This window comes from Actinomyces gaoshouyii, assembly GCF_002072175.1.
In the GTDB taxonomy this organism is placed as follows: Bacteria; Actinomycetota; Actinomycetes; order Actinomycetales; family Actinomycetaceae; genus Actinomyces; species Actinomyces gaoshouyii.
Window position 1 is genome coordinate 345192 of the sequence record NZ_MVIV01000001.1, and the last position, 16626, is coordinate 361817.

The window sequence follows — 16626 nt, forward strand, 5'->3', positions numbered from 1 at the left end:
GTTCATCTTCTGAATATATGGGACTATTCTCGAACATGCGAGGTCCCCATTCAGATCCGAACAGGAGGCCGCTTCATGCCCGGCACCCTCACCCAGCCCCAGTTCGACGCCCTGATCGCACTCCTGCGCGCCGACGCGGCCCTGACCCAGCGGCAGATCCAGGAGTCGACGGGCATGTCCCTGGGCAGCGTCAACGCCGCGGTGCGCGAATGCGAGGCCGCCGGCTACATCGCCGGGCGCGAGCTGACCGCCTCCGGCCGGGCCGCACTGGAGCCCTACCGGGTGGACAACGCGATCATCCTGGCAGCGGGCCTGTCCAGTCGCTTCGCCCCGATCTCCTACGAGCGCCCCAAGGGCACCCTCAAGGTGCGCGGGGAGGTCCTCGTCGAGCGCCAGATCCGCCAGCTACACGAGGCCGGGATCACCGACATCACAATCGTCGTCGGCTACAAGAAGGAGTACTTCTTCTCCCTGGCCGAGCGCTACGGGGCGCGGATCGTGGTCAACAAGGAGTACGCGACCCGCAACAACAACGCCTCCCTGTGGCTGGTCAAGGACGACTTGGCAAATACCTACATCTGCTCCTCGGACGACTACTTCACGATCAACCCCTTCGAGTCCCACGTCTACCAGGCCTACTACTCGGCCACGTACATCGCCGGCCCCACCCGGGAGTGGTGCCTGACCACCGGCGCGGGCGGGCGGATCACCGGGGCGACCGTCGGCGGGGCGGACGCCTGGACGATGCTCGGCCACGCCTACTTCGACCGCGCCTTCTCCGCCACCTTCCGGACGATCCTGGAGTCCGTCTACGACCTGCCCGAGACCGCCCCCAAGCTGTGGGAGTCCATCTACCTCGATCACATCAAGAGCCTCGACATGGTGATCCGGAAGTACCCCGACGGCGTCATCCACGAGTTCGACTCCATCGACGAGCTGCGCTCCTTCGACCCCGCCTTCATGGAGAACATCGACTCGGAGGTCTTCGAGAACATCTCGGCCGCCCTGGGCTGCGAGCGCGGCCGGATCGGCGCCTTCTACCCCCTCAAGCAGGGCATCACGAATCTGTCCTGCCACTTCTCCGTGGGCGAGGACGAGTACGTCTACCGCCACCCCGGCGCCGGCACCAACCAGCTCATCGACCGCCGCGCGGAGATCGAGGCCCTTCGGCTCGCCGGGGAGCTGGGCCTGGACTCCACCTTCCTGGCCGGGGATCCCGAGCAGGGCTGGAAGATCTCGCGCTACGTCCCCGACTGCCGCAACCTGGACGTGTCCAATCCCGATGAGCTGGAGCGGGCCATGCGCATGGGCCGCGCCCTGCACGAGTCGGGCCGCGAGCTCGCGCGCAACTTCGACTTCGTGACCGAGGGGCTGCGCTACGAGTCGATCCTGGCCTCCCGCGGCCCCATCGATATCCCCGGCTACGACGAGCTGCGCGCCAAGGTGCTGCGCCTCAAGGAGTTCGCCGACGCCGACGGCTTCGATCTGGCCCCCAGCCACAACGACTTCTTCCCGCTGAACTTCCTCGTGGACGCCTCCGGCGAGCTCTCCCTCATCGACTGGGAGTACGCCGGCATGTCCGATGTCGCGGCCGACTTCGGCACGATGGTGGTCTGCGCGCAGCTGGGCGCCGAGCGCGCCGAGGACGCCCTGGGCTACTACTTCGGCCGCCCCCCCACCCCCGCCGAGCGGCGCCACTTCTGGTCCTACGTCACCTTCGCCGGCTGGTGCTGGTACGTGTGGTCCCTGGTCAAGGAGGCCGAGGGCGACGACGTCGGCGAGTGGTTCCTCATCTACTACCGCCACGCCGTCGACTACGTCGACGCCCTCCTGGCCTCCTACGTCTCCGGCACGGACCTCACGGACGCCCCAGCGGCCCTGAGCGCGAGGAGGGGAGCCTGATGCGCTACGGAGTCATCAGCGGGGCCACCTGGGGTCTCGACACCGTGATCCTGGCCATGGCCGTCGCCCTCGCCCCGTTCCTCGGGGCCTCGCAGGCGCCCATCGCCAGCGCCCTCATCCACGACGTCATCTCCGCGCTGCTCCTCGTGGCCTACATGGGCGCGCGCGGGCGCCTGCGGCACACGCTCGCCGCCCTGCGCACCCGTTCGGGCAGGGTCGTGGTGCTGGCCGCGATCCTCGGCGGGCCGGTGGGAATGAGCGGCTACCTCATCGCCATCAACAACATCGGCCCCTCCTATACTGCGATCATCTCCACCTTCTACCCGGCCCTGGGCACGCTCCTCGCCTTCCTCATCCTCGGCGAGCGCATGAGTCCGCGCCAGATCCTGGCCCTCCTCGTCGCCCTGGGCGCCATCATCGCGATCGGCTGGTCCTCCTCCGCCGAGTCCGGTGGCGGCAACGCGATCCTGGGTATCATCGCGGCCCTGGCCTGCGTCCTCGGCTGGGGTTCCGAGGCCGTCATCCTCACCTGGGGGATGCGCGACGACTCCGTGGACAACGAGACCGCCCTGCAGATCCGCCAGACGACCTCGGGCGTGGCCTACCTCCTCGTGGTGGCCCCGCTCGCGGGGGCCCTCGGCTTCTCCGCCGGCGCCTCCCTCACGCCGGCCACCGGCGTCATCGCCCTGGCGGCCATCGCCGGGACCGCCTCGTACCTCTTCTACTACAAGGCCCTGGGCTCGATCGGCGCCTCCCGGGGCATGGCCCTCAACATCTCCTACTCCGCGTGGGCGGTCATCCTCGCCCTCGTCCTGCAGGGGACCATCCCCACGGCTCTTCAGGTGGTGTGCTGCGTCGTCATCCTCGCGGGCACGGTCCTGGCCGCCACCGCCGACTGGTCCGACCTGCGGCTCACGCGCCGCGCCCCCGTGCTCGCGGAGGAGGCCTGAGGGCGGGGCCGGCCGCGCCCGGCGTGAGCCGCTCGGCACGGCCGGCCCCGACACGTCGCCCCGCGGCTTCCCGGTCGGCTCCCCGCCGGGAGAGGATGTACTCATGAGCACCACCGGCTACGACGACCCCGCCCTCCTCAAGCGCGTCCAGAGGGCCACCGCCCGCGCCCTGGCCGAGCTCGACCGCGTCTGCAACGAACTGGGCCTGGAGTACGCCGCCTACGGGGGCACCGCGATCGGCGCCGCTCGCCACCAGGGCTTCATCCCCTGGGACGACGACGTCGACGTCGTCATGCCGCGCCCGGACTACGAGCGCCTCCTGGCCGAGGCCGATCGCGTCATCGGCCCCGGCTTCGTGCTGCTCAGTTCCCGCAACTCCCCGGACTACCCCAAGACCTTCGGCGTGCTGGGCCTGGCCGGGACCGCCTTCATCCCCGAGATCGCGCGCGACCGCGCCTACCGGGTTCCCATCGGCGTCGATATCTTCCCCCTCGATGTCCTTCCCGACGACGAGCGCGCTTTCAAGCGGATGGCGCGGCGGACCTGGGTGTGGGGGCGGCTCATGTACCTGCGTGGGACGCCCACCGCCGAGGTCCCGCTGCCCGCGCCCGCGAGGCAGGCGGCCGGGCTCGTCCTGCGCGCCGTCCACTGGGGGCTGCGGGCCGCCCGGGTCTCACCGCGCGCCCTGTACGAGCGCTGGGATCGCGCCGCGCGCTCCCACGAGGGCGAGGACTCGGTGTGGCTGGGCGATTTCTCCACCCAGGACCCCAGGCGCTGGTCCATCCGCCGCGATGAGCTGCTCCCCACCCTCGCCCTGCCCTTCGAGGGCATGACGATCCGGATGCCCCGCGCCTACGACGCGGTGCTCACCCGGGGCTATGGCGACTACATGGCGATCCCGCCGGTCTCCGAGCGGGTCAACCACAAACCCTCACTGGTGGACTTCGGGGATCACGACTTCGCCGACGACGCCGAGGACTGAGCCGGCGGCCCGCCCCGCTCCGAGCCGAGCCGGCGGTAGTCGCGGACCAGGAACAGGGACAGCAGCGCGACGGCGAGCGAGTAGGACAGCACGCCGACCCAGCTGACACCGTTCATCCCGAAGGCGTCGACGAGGACCTTCATCGAGACCAGGGAGGTCAGCGCCGCGAGGGCGTTGCCCAGGAAGCCCGCCTTGAGATCGCGCACGGCGATGAGCAGGTCGTTCATGAACCAGGCGAAGGCCGTCATGACCGTGCACACGATCGCGGGCAGCAGCAGGTCCGTGTGCCCGATGATCTTATCGCCGAAGATGAGCCGCAGCACCGGATCGCCCAGGAGCAGCAGCAGGGCCGCCGCGACGGCGATGACCACGAGGATCCCGCCGATGGTCCGCCACAGGAGGGCCAGGGCCGAGCGCTTATCGGAGTGGAAGCGGTCCGCGAACTCCCCCATGAGGGGGCTGTAGACGTAGACGGCGCCCATCTGCACGATGACGACGGGCGAGGCCACGGAGTTGTAGATCCCCAGCGCCTCGCTCCCGACGGAGGACTCCAGGTACTGGCGGGGCAGCGTCAGGACGGAGGAGCTGCAGACCTGGGCGATGACGAGGGGGAAGAGGGTGACCAGCAGGGACATGGCGGGGCGGAGGTCGATGACGGGGCGCAGGCGCTCGAATTGGGCCGAGCGCGGTACGTCGTAGACGACGCCCACGAGGATGGTCGCCACCGCCATGGCGACGACGGCCGCCATGAGGGAGTTCGCCAGCCACAGGACGACGCAGAAGCCCGCCAGGGTGGTCACGCCCTGGAGGATGTAGGACTTGCCGATGTAGTCCATCCGGCGGTGCCGCTGGTCGATGGCGTGGAGGACCTCGATGAAGTTCGTCGCCAGGGAGTAGACCAGGTACATGGCGATGAGCGGCAGGGCGTCGAATGAGGCCGTGGCCAGGGAGTAGATGATGCCGATGAGGAAGGCCAGGGCGGTGGTCAGCACTCGCAGGCCCACGTACTCCCCGGCGCTCCGCTCACCCTTGGTATCGGTGACCTGGATCGTGCGCAGGCGGTAGTCGGCGAAGGGGTTGATGAGGTTCGCGATCGCCATGACGAGCGCGAGCCCGCCCGCGGTGTCGAACCCGTGCGAGAGGCGCACGACGGCGACCCCCACGAGGTAGTTGCAGACGAGTCGGGTGATCGAGCCGACCGAACTCCACAACATGTTCGTCCGGAGGGACAGGGCCTCGGGCTGTGCCATCGTTCTCCTACTTGAACAGCGTGTACCTGGCCACCAGCGCGGGCAGGTAGCAGGCCAGGGCCGCTGGCTTGTTGGGCGCCATGCGCAGGGCGCCGGACTGCCCGGCCAGGCGGCAGCCCACAAGGTACAGGAGCGTCTCGCGGACGACGCCCTTGAGCGTGGTGGAGCGCTCGGCGCAGTAGCGCTTGTGCTTCCAGTAGCCGATGGGGTTCCGCTTGGCGTTGGCCGCGAAATTGCGGGTGAGCCCATCGGGCAGGTAGTGGCAGATCGTGAGAATCGTGTTATCGGCCAGCATGACGTAGCGCTCGTCGAGCCGGTAGTAGACCGAGGTCTCGGCGATGAAGATCTCCCCGGGGGCGACGTCGTAGGGGTAGTCCCGCAGGACCTCGGTACGGTGGATGAGGGAGGTGTCCCCCCTGAATCCCATCGTCTCGAAGAGGTCCCAGTACTTCACGTCGCGCGCGCCCTCGGGCATCCACGTGTCCATGGGGGTGCGCTCATCCGTGCCGCGCAGGGCGACGATCCCGGCGTAGCGGTCCTGGCCCTTGATGGTGGCCCAGGTGGCCAGCACGTGCTCGATGGCGCCGGGGAGCAGCCAGTCGTCGGAGTCGACGACGAAGAACAGCGGGCTGGTGGCCCGCTCCACGCCGAGATTGATGGCCCGGGGCTTGCCGCCGTTGGCGGTCTTGACGTAGTCGATCTCGATCTCGCCGCGCTCGATCCAGGAGGCGACGAGCTCCTCGGTGCCGTCGGTGGATCCGTCGTCGACGATCATCCATACGAAGTCGTGGGAGGTCTGCGCCACGAGGCTGTCGTAGAGGACGGGCAGGATGTAGGCGCGCTCGTAGGTGGGGGTGAAGACGCAGACGGTCCTGGGCGCGGGGCCCGCGTGGGTCTCGGCGATCTCAGGGCTCCCGGGCATCATGACCTGTCTCCTGCCCAGGTGACGGCGCGCAGATGCGCGGGCGGGCGCTCCTCGGCCGGCGGGATGCGCTCCCAGTCGCCGTAGTAGTCGGTGAGCACCTGGGCCGCCTTGGCGGGCACGGGGTATGTCCCTCCCTCGAAGACCGCGCGGGCCGCGGGGAAGAGTGAGCGGGGCTCCAGGGTGTTCTTATCCATGTGGTCGTCCACGAGTAGGACGTAGCGGATGTCGTCGTCCTGGGAGGAGGCGTCCTTGATATTAGCCCCCCGGGCCAGGGCATCGGCCCTGGCGGCGATCCGGTAGGGGTCGAGGCGGCGGGTGGCCGGGTGGATGACGCGCTTGACGAGCTTGGCGGCGCCGGAGGTGGCGTATCGGGGATCGGTGGCGGCCAGCGAGCGCCACCGGACGAGTCGGGCGGCCTTGGCGCGCACCCGGCGCATGCGCGGGTCGGACAGCCTCACGCGCTCCAGGGGGAAGATGTCGCTCCACAGGCCCAGGGCCCGCTCCTCGTCGATGAAGGTCTCCTCGGCGCGCGTGCGGGTGTCCACGAGCTTGAAGTAGGGGTAGATCGAGGTGCGGTCGCGGTAGGAGACCAGTTTGTAGCGGTCCGCGAGGGCTCCCGCGCGGCACAGGCGGAAGAGGGCCTCGTAGTCGTCACGGGGCATGACGACGTCGACGTCGTCGTCCCAGGGGATGAAGCCCTCGTGGCGCAGCGCGCCGATGAGAGTGCCGTAGGCCAGGAAGTAGGTGAGGCCGTGCTCCGCGCATACGCGATCCAGCTCGCGCAGGATGTCGAGCTCGATCTTCTTGATCTCCTCTTGTGAGAGCGATTCCATCGCTGGCCTTTCTCATCGCGGGCGCCGGATCGAGCGGGGCGGGCGCCCGGTCGCACAGATGGGCGCGCCGTCGATGCTACCGCTCCCTGCCCGGCCCCGGGGCCGCCCGGGCGCTCCCTGCCCGGAGCTGCGCCATCGATGGCCCCGCGTGTGAGAGCATTCCTCCTAAGGAGTGCCCTCGCCGCCCGTGTCCCACCGATGGAAGCCCGTATGAGAGTCGCCCTGGTCATCAATACCTACCCGCCCCGCCTGGGCGGCCTCGAGAACCACGTCTCCTCCCTGGCCCGGGGACTGCGCGATCTGGGGCACGAGGTGTGGGTGCTCACCCTCTCGGACGCCCCCGGGCTCCGCGATGACGACGGCGTGCGGGTCCTCACGGGGCGCGGTTATCTCCCGATCGCGGAGGTCATCAGCTTCCCGCGCGTGGGCACGACGAGGCGCGTCGCCCGATTCCTGCGCGAGAACCGGATCGACATCGTGAGCACGCACACGCGCTTCTTCCCCATGAGCCTCGTCGGATTGCGAGCGGCGCGCATGGCCGGGATCCCGGTGATCCACACCGAGCACGGCTCGGGATTCGTGGCCACCCCCTCCCCCATCATCCTCGCGGGCTCGCGGGCGGTCGACCTGGCGATGGGCCGCTACGTGCTGCGCCGCGCCGATCGAGTGCTGGCGATCTCCGCGCAGTCCGCCGCCTTCGTCAAGCGCTTGGGCGGCGTCGACGCCGAGGTCTTCCACAACGCCATCCCCGCGCCCGAGCCCCATCGAGCGCCCGAGGACAGGCCGGGCCACCTCGTGTTCGTCGGGAGGGTCGTGGCCGGCAAGGGCTGGGAGGCCTTCCTGTCCTCCGTCGCCGCTCTGCGCGGGCGCGGCATCGACGTCGACGGCGAGTTGCTGGGCGCGGGCGCCGAGCTGGAGGCGGCCCGGGCGATGGCCCGCGAGCTGGGCATCGATGACGCCGTGTCGATCCCGGGCCGCGTGCCGCCCAGTCAGGTGGGCCGGGCGCTGGCCGGGTCCACCCTCGTCAACCCGACTGTGCTCTCTGAGGGCTTCCAGACCACGCTGTTGGAGGCGATCGCCGGGAGCGGCCGCGTGGTGACCTACGAGGTCCCCGGCGCCCGGATCCTGGCCGACGAGGGGGCGCCCGTCGTGGTCACGGGGGAGCGCAGCGCCGAGAGCCTCACCGACGCCCTGGCGACGATGCTCGCCGCCCCACCGGCCCCGGCTCCCAGCGGCCTCATCGAGCAGTGGACCTGGCCCGTGCGCTCACGTCAGTACGCGGGCATCCTCGCCGAGGTCCTGCGCGATCACCGCGCCTGAGGGCCCGGCCCCTCGCCGTCCGCGAGGTCCATGGACGCCGTGCCCGCGGAGCCCGTGGGAGCCGCGGCGCCCGGGTCCCGCGCATCGATCCCCACCTCGTCGATCCGGGCGGTGAGCCGATCGACCTCGGCGCGCAGGATGGCGATCTCCTCAGCGAGGCGCCGCCGATCCTCGGCGTTGTGGGACAGGTCCACGCTGAAGCGCAGGGAGAGCAGCAGGAGGATGATCCCCGCGACGAAGAAGCCCAGGTTGAGCGGCACCTCGACGCCCAGTCGGCTGGATACCGCGCGCAGGCCGCCGGGGATGAGTGCGAAGACGAAGCAGCCGATGGCGATGATGATCCACCACGTCGCGTAGGCCTCCTTCATCCCGGAGTTGCGCATGCGCAGGAAGATGGAGACCAGCACGATCATCGCGAAGATGACGCCGAGGATATAGGTGGAGCTCATCGCTGCCCCTCCTGGTGGGCCGACGAGGGGCCGGCGTCGGGGGCGGCCCGGTTGGGGCGGCTCAGCGCGATCCCCAGAGCGAGGAAGGCTCGCAGGAGGAAGCGCGCGGCCTTGAGCGGGTTGTGGGAGGGCTCGCCGCCCGCGCGGGGGCGCATCCGCACGGCGACCTGGCGGACCAGCAGCCCGGACCGCTTGGCGACGACGAGCGCCTCGATGGTGTCCCCCAGGTACTCGGCGGGGTAGTCGCGGGAGAAGACCGCCAGGGCCCGGCTGTTGTAGAGCTTGAAGCCGCTGGTGCTGTCCGTCAGACGAGTCCCGCTGACGCGCGAGAGGATCGCGGAGAGCACCTTCATCGCCCAATGACGGGGGCCGCGCACCGAGTAATCGCCCTTGCCCGCGAAACGGGCGCCGATGACGAGGTCCGCCCCCGTGGTGCGGGCGCACTCGAGCATCACGGGGATCTCCGAGGGATCGTGCTGGCCATCGGCGTCGAGCTGAACCGCGTGGGAGTAGCCGTAGCGCACGGCGTAGACGAAGCCGGCCCGCATGGCGCCGCCAACCCCCAGGTTGATGGGCAACTCGAGAACGGTCACCCCGGCGCCGCGGGCGAGCGCGGCCGTGCGGTCCGTCGAGCCGTCCGAGACGACGACGATATCGGCAATGCCCCCGAGCCTCGACTGGACCTCGGCGATCACTCCCGGCAGGGCGATCTCCTCGTTCCAGGCGGGGATGATGACGAGGAGGTCGTGGCGGCGCTCAACGCTCATCGGAACCCTCCGCGGATGGGTCTGCCGATGGGCGGCGCAGGGGATCGATGGGGGGCCTGGTGCCCTGGGCGCCAGTGGCGACGGCGGCACCGGGCGTGGCGGGGCCTGGCGGGGCAGTGGTCTCGCGCTGGTCGGCCTGGACGCGCGCGTGCCGCCCCGGCGACCTCCGGGTCACGAAGGCCTCGGCCGCCTCCCGGCACTCCGGCTCGGCCTGGGCGGTGGCGGTAGGGGCGGCCGGCTCCGCGATGGGTCGCGCGGGGCGGCGCCATACCAGGAGCGCCATCGAGGCGATGGCCACGGCGTAGACGAGGACGAGCACGCGCCAGGTGTATTCCGGGGTGAGGGGGAAATCCGACCACCACCAGCGCAGGGAGAGATCGAGGCTGTAGACGGGGTGGTCGAGATCGAGGCGCCCATGGGTGTAGCGCTCCATGACCCTCCGCAGCGCGTAGGCGTTGACGATCACCGAGCCGATCCCGATCATCCAGACCTGCGCGCCGACCACATGCCCGCCCTTGACGGACATCGCGAGCCAGAGGAAGAGCAGGATCGCCAGGAGCGGCAGCATGTAGCGGGGCTGGTACTGGTAGACCCGCGAGAAGCCGGCCTGCAGGGAGACGACCAAGGGGACCCCGGCGATGGCGCCGAAGACGATGAGGGCGCTCAGCGCCTTGCGCCGCCCCACCCTCCGGGCGCCGATGAGCAGGCAGGCAACGACCAGGCCGATGGCGATGGTGGACGGGGCGCCATCGAAGGGGATGTCGAACCAGCCCGCCCCCCAGCGCTGTCCGTAGAACCCCGCGAAGTACTCGGGGAGGGAGGTGACCAAGGAGCTCAGGCGCATCACCAAGGGGATGGCCTCCTCCGAGGGGGAGACGGAGCTGAGCGCGCTGGCCTGGCCCGTGGACTGCATGATCCACACACCGACGGCGCTGGCGGTCAGGGCGAGGCAGGCCTCCGGGAGGATCCTCCTCGTCCATGGCGCGCCGACGAGCACGGCGAGCGAGATGACGAGCATGAAGAAGGCCGAGTCCCCGCGCGCGGAGCACGAGACGAGCGCTCCGATCGCCGCGAGCCCCAGGAGCGCCCAGCGGCGCCTCCCCTCCGTGCGCAGCGCGCCGAAGAGGGCGGCGGCATACGCCAACGTTCCCGATAGGGCCCAGGATGTGGGGTTGTTCGAGGCTACGAAGTAGAGCCCCATGGGCATCCATGCCACGAGGATGGTCAGGGCGAGGCTCTCCCTGTAGCGCGATGGCAGGAGCCATCCGATGGAGCCGAGCAGAACCATCGCGATGAGGATGTTGACCCCGCGCATGATGAGCACGGAGCCGGTGACGTCGTCGCTGACGAACAGGTGGTGGAACCAGTAGTAGCCGCCCGGGTAGTTGCCCGCGTCGTAGCGGCGCGAGTACGTGTACTCGTCGTCGGACAGGGCCCCCTTGCACAGCAAGGTCCCATCGCTGTCCGGGTAGGAGAAGCAGGAGGTCCGCTGCGAGACGGTCTCGGGCACGTAGACCTGGACCTCATTGTTGATGACCTTGGTCCCACAGCCCGAGGATTCCACGGGCGGGGGGCACCAGATGGAGCCCAGGTGGTAGTCGTCGTCCGGGGAGCCGCCGACCGGCGAGACCAATGCCCAGCCGAGGCCGGTTCCGAGCACCGTGAGCGCCAAGAGAGCGCCGAGGATCCAGCGGGTGGAGGGCCGGTCCAGCCAGGCGGTGCGGCGGGAGGGGGGCGTGGCCGCCGGGGAGTCGCCCCGTTCGGGGGAGTCGGGAGGGTCGAGGGTCTCGTTGGGCCGGGCGGCCGCAGCGGCTGAGGGAGGGGAGTCCTCGCGGTCCCTCACAGTGCCGTGCCTCATAGGCCCGCGATGTAGGCGTCGAGGCGCTCCATCGAGTCGCCGGGGGTGAAGCCGGTGGCCTTGATCCGGGTGAGGTCCAGGGCGGACTTCAGGGGCCGGGGGGCGACGTCCTGGCCCGCGAAGTACTCCTCGGTGGTGATGGGAGTGACCTCGGCGGGGTCATGGCCGAGGCGCTCGTAGACGCGCTTGGCCACATCCGCCCAGGAGACCACGGGGCCCTCGCCGGAGAGGTTGTAGGTGCCGTAGGCGGCGGAGGAGGACAGCAGGTGGATGATGCCCGCGGCCAGGTCCGTGGTGAAGGTGAGGCGGCCGGTCTGATCGTCGACCACCTTGGGGGCGATGCCGCGCTCGGCCAGCGAGGCCATGGTGCGCACGAAGTTCTTCCCGTCGCCCACCACCCAACTGGTGCGCACGAGGTAGTGGCTCGGGGCGGCGAGGACGGCGGCGTCCCCACCGGCCTTGGACTGCCCGTACACGCCCAGGGGGCTGGGAGGCTCATCCTCGGTGTGGGGCTCGGTCGCGCCGTCGAAGGTGTATTCGCTCGAAATGTGGACGAGGACGAGCCCGTGCTTGGTGGCGGCGCGGGCGAGGTTGGCCGGGCCGGTGGCATTGGCGCGCCAGGCTGCGGGCCGGCCCTCGGGGGTCTCGGCGCCGTCGACGTTCGTCCAGGCGGCGGCGTTGATGATGATGTCGTAGGCGGACCAGTCGAGCACGTCCATGGCGGCGGCGTCGGAGATGTCGAACTCGGGCAGGTCCACGCCGGTGGCCGCGTAGCCGGCGTCGGCGAGCCGGCTCATGAGCTCACGGCCGAGCTGGCCGTTGGCGCCGGTGACGAGCACCCGGCGCCCCGGGACGGCGGTCCGGCCGACGGCGGGGAAGGGGGTGACGTCGGCCAGGCGCGGGTGGGCCCTGTCCTTGTCCGACAGGATGGCGTCGTCGAGGGGGATGGGCCAGGGCACGGCGACGGTCTCGTCGGCGAGGTTCAAGAAGGTGTACTGGGCGTCGGGCGACCAGTGATCGTTGACGAGGTAGGTGTAGGCCGTGTTCGGCTCGAGGGTCTGATAGGCGTTGCCCACCCCGCGGGGCACGAAGACGGCGACGGAGGGGTCGATCTCGCAGGTGTAGACGGTCCCGAAGCTGGGGCCCTCGCGCAGGTCCACCCAGGCGCCGAAGACGCGCCCGGTGGCCACCGAGACGTACTTGTCCCAGGGCTCGGCGTGGATGCCGCGGGTCACCCCGGCCTCGTCGTTGAAGGAGATGTTGTTCTGCACCGGGCCGAAGTCGGGCAGGCCCAGCGCCACCATCTTCTCGCGCTGCCAGTTCTCCTTGAACCAGCCCCGGTTGTCCCCGTGCACGGTCAGATCGATCCGAAGGAAGCCGGGGATGGGGGTGGTCGCAACACCGAGGGGCTTCGCAGTGGTGGTCATGGGCTGGTAGTCCTCGTTCCTCGTTGCGCCCAGCGCGTACCGGGCACTGATTGGGATTGGGCTGAGTCTATCCTCCGCGCGGGGTGGCGGGCACCATGATCGCCGCTACCAGCCTGGGCGCCGGGCGCGGCAGCAGCGCATTAGAGTGGCACCGCCAGGTCCACCCCCGCGCCACGCGGGCCGTCTTGGGAGAGCCCATGAACAACCCGGGATCAGCCCCATGAGCAGCGCCACAGTCGTCGCCGTCATCGTCACCTACGAGCCCGGGCCCCTGGGAGGCCTCCTGGGGGCGCTCATCCCCCAGTGCGACGCCGTTGTCGTGGTTGATAACGGATCAGCCGCTCCCGGGCTCGAGCGGGCGCGCGAGGCCTGCGCCGCTCATGGCGCCGAGCTCATCGAGCTGGGTGAGAATCTCGGGATCGCCGCCGCGCAGAACCGGGGCATCGCGGCCGCTCGGGCCAAGGGGGCACGGTACGTGCTGCTGTCGGACCAGGACTCGATCCCCTCGCCCACCATGGTGGCCCAGCTCCTCGAGGCGATCGAGGAGGACACGCGGATCGCCGCCGTCGGGCCGCTGCCGGCCGAGGAGCGCGAGGGCGCCGACGAGCTCGTCTACGTGGACCGGGGATGGAGCCCCAAGCGCGCCACCAAGGCCGAGTTGGCCAGGCCGAGGCTGGAGGTCGCCTTCCTCATCGCCTCGGGCTGCCTGGTGCGCGTCAGCGCGCTGGAGGAGATCGGGCCGATGCGCGAGGACCTGTTCATCGATCATGTGGACCTGGAGTGGGGAGTGCGCGCCCGGCGCTCGGGATGGCGGCTGGTCGCGGTGCCGGCGGCCCGGCTCACCCACTCGCTGGGCGATGAGGTGGTGCGCCTGCCGGGGCGGGACCAGCCGATCCACGTGCACGCCCCGATCCGCAACTACTACATCCTGCGCAACACGCTCGCGCTGGTGGGCCGCGGCTCGCCGCTGCCGGCGCGCTGGCGCGTCCGCTACTCCTACTGGGCGGCGAAGTACGCGGTGTTCAACGCCGCTCTGCCGGATCGGCGCGCCGAGCGCCACCGGATGCTGCGCCGGGGCCTGGCCGATGGCCTGCGCGCCCGACTGGGCCCCTACGCCTCCCGCTACCCCGACCGCTGATCCCCACGAGACCGGTCGAAAACAGCATCGAAACCGGTCGATATGAGCACCGAGACCGGCCCGGTGACAACCCGCCGACATTCTGGCACCAACGGTTGCGGGAATCGGCGCTTGACTCCCCCGCGAGCGCCCGAGCAAACTTGTACTTGATGCCGTACATCTAGAGAGGTCTCACCATGTCCGTCATGACGGCGAGCCAGGCACGCGCGAATCTGTTCGGCCTCATCGAGCGGGTCAACGAGGATGCCTCCCATGTGGAGATCACCTCCCGGCGCGGAGACGCGGTACTCATCTCCCGCGATGAGTTCGATGCCCTGGAGGAGACGGCGCATCTGATGCGCTCGCCCGCCAACGCGGCGCATCTACTCGCCAGCCTGGCGCAGGCCCGTCGGGGGGAGAGCGCCGAGCACGAGCTGCTGCGGTGAGGATCTCGTTCACGCCCAAGGGCTGGGAGGACTACACGTCCTGGGCGGACACCGATCGACGCATGATCCCGCGCATCAACAAGCTCCTCGACGATGCGGCCCGGCATCCCTTCGAAGGGATAGGCAAGCCGGAGCCGTTGCGTCACGCGCTGGCCGGGGCCTGGTCGCGACGCATCACCGGCGAGCACCGGCTGGTCTACATCGTCGACGGGGATGACATCGTCGTCGTCCAGGCCCGCTACCACTACAAGTAAACGCCGAGACCGGTCGAAAACAGCATCGAAACCGGTCGATATGAGCACCGAGACCGGCCCGGTGCGCCGGCGGGGAGCCCCTCAACTCCAGATGGCCTGGCGCAGGGCGAGGAGGTAGGTGCGCCCGTAGCGCGTGGTGGGCTCCAGGACAGCCGACTCGGCCCACTCGTTCCAAGCGTTGATGAACACGAGGCGGTCGGCCTCCTCGCGCCCGGCAACGGCCCGGATGAGGCCCGCCACCCAGCGGTGGAAGCTGTAGGGGTTCGAGCCGTACCAGGCATCCGCCTTCCACTGGCGGCGGGCGGTGTTGTCGAAGGTGACCATGGCGCCGGGGTACTCGTGCTCGGTCAGGCGCACCGCGTTGCGCAAGGAGGCCTTGAGAGTGGCCTGATAGCTCATGAAGTTGCCTCGCCACCGCTTGTCCAGGCCGACGTCGAGGGCCGGGCCCGCGATCCACGGCAGGTTGTGGGGGGCGAACTCCAGGGTGCCATCGAGCCCATTGGCGCGATAGTCCTCGCCGACGCCGTCGAACTCCTTGGCCACGGACACGGCGATGACGTGGAGCTCGCCGACGCCCGCGGCTCGGGCGCGCTCGCGCCAGGCGGCTACAACCTGCGGGAAGTTCTCCATCTGGGCGGGTCGGTAGACGGCGATGAGCGCCTTGCCGTTCACGCGCATGTAGCGGGGGTCCAGGAGGAACTCCATGACGTCGTCGATGAAGTCCTCGGCGGGGACCTTGTCGTAGTCCTGGCCGATGAGGACGTCCTGGCTGCGCCCATCCCAGCGGCGCGTCCAGTTCTCGTTGGCCCACATGATGCAGTACGGGAAGTCGAGGTCCGACGCCCGGAGCTTCTCGATGGGGCGGTTGAGGATCCGCTCGCCGGAGAACCAGTAGTAGTAGTACATGAAGCCGGCCAGGCCGTGGGTGCCGGCCAGCTCGGCCTGGGCGGCGCGCACGGAGTCCATCTCCAGGTCGTAGTAGCCCAGCTCCGTGGGCTGCTTGGGCTGGTAGTGGCCTCGCCATGCGGGCACGGCGCCCACGACGTTGGACCACTCGGTGAAGCCCTTGCCCCACCACACGTTGTTCTGCGGGGAGTCGTGGAACTGGGGCAGGTAGAAGGGGATGACGGTGGCGGCCGGGACTCGCTCGGCATCGCGATCGAAGCGGCGCCAGCCCTGCCGGTCGGTGCCCGGGGCGGCGAGGAGCTCCCGGATCGCGTCGGGCTCCACGGTGCGCAGCCCGGCCTCCTTGGTGACGATGCCGATGATCCTCTCGACGGCGTGCGCGGTGGTGCCGTCCACCTGGCCGGCCTCGTGGTCGAAGTCGGCGGCCTGGAGGTTGAGGGCACGCAGGCCCTGGAGCACCAGGCCGCGGCACCAGTACATGGAGCCGGAGGCGAACTCGAGCTCGTCGGGATCGATCCTCAGCTCGAGGCGGCGCAGGAGCTGCTCGACGATGCGCTGGTCCCCGCCCCAGAACTGCTTGCCGACGATGGAGTCGGTGGCGGTGAGCACGCCCAGGGCGGGATCGGCGGCGAAGGCGGCGAGGATGCCCTCGATCGTCTCCTGCGAGCCCGCGAGGTCATCCAGGAACTGCTGCTTCCAGGTCTCGCCGCTGCCGGCGAGCTCGGCGTGCTCCTCGCGCCACGGGCTGCGCTTGGTGTGCATCTTGAGGATGAGGTCGTAGGGGTCGAGGATCCCAGAGTTGACCAGGTTGACGGTCGGCAGGATGTCACGGCCGTGGTTGTCCACCTCGACGACGACGCTGGTCCCCAGGTGCTCCAGATCGTCCGGGACCCGGATCCCCCTGCCGGAAGCGTTGGTGACGAACAGGTCGAAGTCGACCGGCATGAGGCGCAGGTGCGTGAAGAGCTCGTCCATGAGCTCGGGGTAGAAGCAGTGGATGACGACGGCGATGCGGGCCGGCGATTCGACGCGGAAGGCGGGATCCACGCGCCACTTGTCCGGGAATCCGGAGTCCTGGCGCCCGCCGAGGCGGTCGACGAAAGCGGCGAAGTCCGCGGGGTGCTTGGGGCGGTAGCCGCGCACTGAGCCCGTGGCGATGAGGTTGGCGGCGGCGTTGCGTCCGCGGGCCGCGAAGTAGGTGGCGCGGCGGGCGGCGCCGTGCTTGGAGATGCGGGTCATG

Annotated in this window: 15 protein-coding genes; 7 read left to right on the forward strand and 8 right to left on the reverse strand. The window is 70.0% G+C overall.

Going from position 1 to position 16626, the window contains the following annotated elements:
- Positions 1–75: 75 nt before the first annotated feature.
- The 3 genes from B1H50_RS01485 to B1H50_RS01495 all read left to right on the forward strand — a co-directional run bounded on the left by B1H50_RS01485 (position 76) and on the right by B1H50_RS01495 (position 3834).
- A complete protein-coding gene (locus B1H50_RS01485; RefSeq protein WP_080462010.1) occupies positions 76–1902 on the forward strand; it encodes a phosphotransferase in 1827 nt (608 codons plus the stop codon).
- The gene (locus tag B1H50_RS01490) at positions 1902–2852 is read left to right on the forward strand and encodes a DMT family transporter (protein ID WP_080462011.1); all 951 of its coding nucleotides are present in this window, start codon (positions 1902–1904) and stop codon (positions 2850–2852) included. Before B1H50_RS01485 ends, B1H50_RS01490 begins: the two co-directional genes overlap by 1 nt.
- A 103-nt stretch (positions 2853–2955) precedes the next feature.
- Positions 2956–3834, forward strand: a complete 879-nt coding sequence (locus B1H50_RS01495; RefSeq protein WP_080462012.1) for a LicD family protein — start codon at positions 2956–2958, stop codon at positions 3832–3834.
- Here the strand turns inward: B1H50_RS01495 and B1H50_RS01500 are convergent.
- From B1H50_RS01500 to B1H50_RS01510, 3 genes are read right to left on the reverse strand one after another with little or no spacing between them, the layout of a single operon-like run.
- Positions 3804–5084: a lipopolysaccharide biosynthesis protein gene (locus B1H50_RS01500; RefSeq protein WP_080462013.1), complete on the reverse strand. Its 1281-nt coding sequence runs from the start codon at positions 5082–5084 to the stop codon at positions 3804–3806. The two genes, B1H50_RS01495 and B1H50_RS01500, sit on opposite strands and share 31 nt — an antisense overlap.
- A gap of 7 nt (positions 5085–5091) precedes the next feature.
- Positions 5092–6009: a glycosyltransferase family A protein gene (locus tag B1H50_RS01505; RefSeq protein WP_080462014.1), complete on the reverse strand. Its 918-nt coding sequence runs from the start codon at positions 6007–6009 to the stop codon at positions 5092–5094.
- Entirely contained in the window at positions 6006–6842 is an 837-nt protein-coding gene (locus tag B1H50_RS01510; protein ID WP_080462015.1) for a LicD family protein, read from the reverse strand. The genes B1H50_RS01505 and B1H50_RS01510 overlap by 4 nt, the downstream gene beginning before the upstream one ends.
- 210 nt (positions 6843–7052) lie before the next feature.
- On the opposite strand from B1H50_RS01510, the gene B1H50_RS01515 reads away from it, so the two are divergent.
- The gene (locus B1H50_RS01515) at positions 7053–8162 is read left to right on the forward strand and encodes a glycosyltransferase family 4 protein (protein ID WP_080462016.1); all 1110 of its coding nucleotides are present in this window, start codon (positions 7053–7055) and stop codon (positions 8160–8162) included.
- Here the strand turns inward: B1H50_RS01515 and B1H50_RS01520 are convergent.
- Genes B1H50_RS01520 through B1H50_RS01535 form a run of 4 tightly spaced genes read right to left on the reverse strand, consistent with a single transcriptional unit; the run spans position 8150 to position 12663 of the window.
- Positions 8150–8611: a DUF2304 domain-containing protein gene (locus B1H50_RS01520; RefSeq protein WP_080462017.1), complete on the reverse strand. Its 462-nt coding sequence runs from the start codon at positions 8609–8611 to the stop codon at positions 8150–8152. The genes B1H50_RS01515 and B1H50_RS01520 overlap by 13 nt on opposite strands.
- Complete coding sequence (locus B1H50_RS01525) at positions 8608–9378, reverse strand: glycosyltransferase family 2 protein (RefSeq protein WP_080462018.1); 771 nt, start codon at positions 9376–9378, stop codon at positions 8608–8610. Before B1H50_RS01525 ends, B1H50_RS01520 begins: the two co-directional genes overlap by 4 nt.
- Entirely contained in the window at positions 9368–11236 is a 1869-nt protein-coding gene (locus B1H50_RS01530) for a DUF2142 domain-containing protein (protein ID WP_080462019.1), read from the reverse strand. The genes B1H50_RS01525 and B1H50_RS01530 overlap by 11 nt, the downstream gene beginning before the upstream one ends.
- Positions 11233–12663 carry a sugar nucleotide-binding protein gene (locus B1H50_RS01535; RefSeq protein ID WP_080462020.1) on the reverse strand — a complete coding sequence of 477 codons (1431 nt, stop codon included), beginning with the start codon at positions 12661–12663 and terminating at the stop codon, positions 11233–11235. The genes B1H50_RS01530 and B1H50_RS01535 overlap by 4 nt, the downstream gene beginning before the upstream one ends.
- Positions 12664–12883: 220 nt before the next feature.
- On the opposite strand from B1H50_RS01535, the gene B1H50_RS01540 reads away from it, so the two are divergent.
- From B1H50_RS01540 to B1H50_RS01550, 3 genes are all read left to right on the forward strand, one after another.
- Positions 12884–13801 (forward strand): glycosyltransferase family 2 protein, encoded by a 918-nt coding sequence (locus tag B1H50_RS01540; RefSeq protein ID WP_080462021.1) that lies wholly within the window; start codon positions 12884–12886, stop codon positions 13799–13801.
- 185 nt (positions 13802–13986) lie between these two features.
- Positions 13987–14226 (forward strand): type II toxin-antitoxin system Phd/YefM family antitoxin, encoded by a 240-nt coding sequence (locus tag B1H50_RS01545; RefSeq protein WP_229657871.1) that lies wholly within the window; start codon positions 13987–13989, stop codon positions 14224–14226.
- A complete protein-coding gene (locus B1H50_RS01550; RefSeq protein WP_080462023.1) occupies positions 14223–14480 on the forward strand; it encodes a Txe/YoeB family addiction module toxin in 258 nt (85 codons plus the stop codon). Before B1H50_RS01545 ends, B1H50_RS01550 begins: the two co-directional genes overlap by 4 nt.
- 81 nt (positions 14481–14561) lie before the next feature.
- On the opposite strand, the gene B1H50_RS01555 is transcribed toward B1H50_RS01550, so the two are convergent.
- Entirely contained in the window at positions 14562–16625 is a 2064-nt protein-coding gene (locus B1H50_RS01555) for a glycoside hydrolase family 99-like domain-containing protein (protein WP_080462024.1), read from the reverse strand.
- Position 16626 lies beyond the last annotated feature (1 nt).

What these genes read in the sequence shown, in the direction of transcription:
- B1H50_RS01555 (WP_080462024.1), bottom strand. Translation starts at nt 16,625, where the DNA reads ATGACCCGCATCTCCAAGCACGGCGCCGCCCGCCGCGCCACCTACTTC.
- B1H50_RS01500 (WP_080462013.1), bottom strand. Translation starts at nt 5,084, where the DNA reads ATGGCACAGCCCGAGGCCCTGTCCCTCCGGACGAACATGTTGTGGAGT.
- B1H50_RS01510 (WP_080462015.1), bottom strand. Translation starts at nt 6,842, where the DNA reads ATGGAATCGCTCTCACAAGAGGAGATCAAGAAGATCGAGCTCGACATC.
- B1H50_RS01495 (WP_080462012.1), top strand. Translation starts at nt 2,956, where the DNA reads ATGAGCACCACCGGCTACGACGACCCCGCCCTCCTCAAGCGCGTCCAG.
- B1H50_RS01520 (WP_080462017.1), bottom strand. Translation starts at nt 8,611, where the DNA reads ATGAGCTCCACCTATATCCTCGGCGTCATCTTCGCGATGATCGTGCTG.
- B1H50_RS01535 (WP_080462020.1), bottom strand. Translation starts at nt 12,663, where the DNA reads ATGACCACCACTGCGAAGCCCCTCGGTGTTGCGACCACCCCCATCCCC.
- B1H50_RS01515 (WP_080462016.1), top strand. Translation starts at nt 7,053, where the DNA reads ATGAGAGTCGCCCTGGTCATCAATACCTACCCGCCCCGCCTGGGCGGC.
- B1H50_RS01525 (WP_080462018.1), bottom strand. Translation starts at nt 9,378, where the DNA reads ATGAGCGTTGAGCGCCGCCACGACCTCCTCGTCATCATCCCCGCCTGG.
- B1H50_RS01530 (WP_080462019.1), bottom strand. Translation starts at nt 11,236, where the DNA reads ATGAGGCACGGCACTGTGAGGGACCGCGAGGACTCCCCTCCCTCAGCC.
- B1H50_RS01545 (WP_229657871.1), top strand. Translation starts at nt 13,987, where the DNA reads ATGACGGCGAGCCAGGCACGCGCGAATCTGTTCGGCCTCATCGAGCGG.
- B1H50_RS01485 (WP_080462010.1), top strand. Translation starts at nt 76, where the DNA reads ATGCCCGGCACCCTCACCCAGCCCCAGTTCGACGCCCTGATCGCACTC.
- B1H50_RS01505 (WP_080462014.1), bottom strand. Translation starts at nt 6,009, where the DNA reads ATGATGCCCGGGAGCCCTGAGATCGCCGAGACCCACGCGGGCCCCGCG.
- B1H50_RS01490 (WP_080462011.1), top strand. Translation starts at nt 1,902, where the DNA reads ATGCGCTACGGAGTCATCAGCGGGGCCACCTGGGGTCTCGACACCGTG.
- B1H50_RS01540 (WP_080462021.1), top strand. Translation starts at nt 12,884, where the DNA reads ATGAGCAGCGCCACAGTCGTCGCCGTCATCGTCACCTACGAGCCCGGG.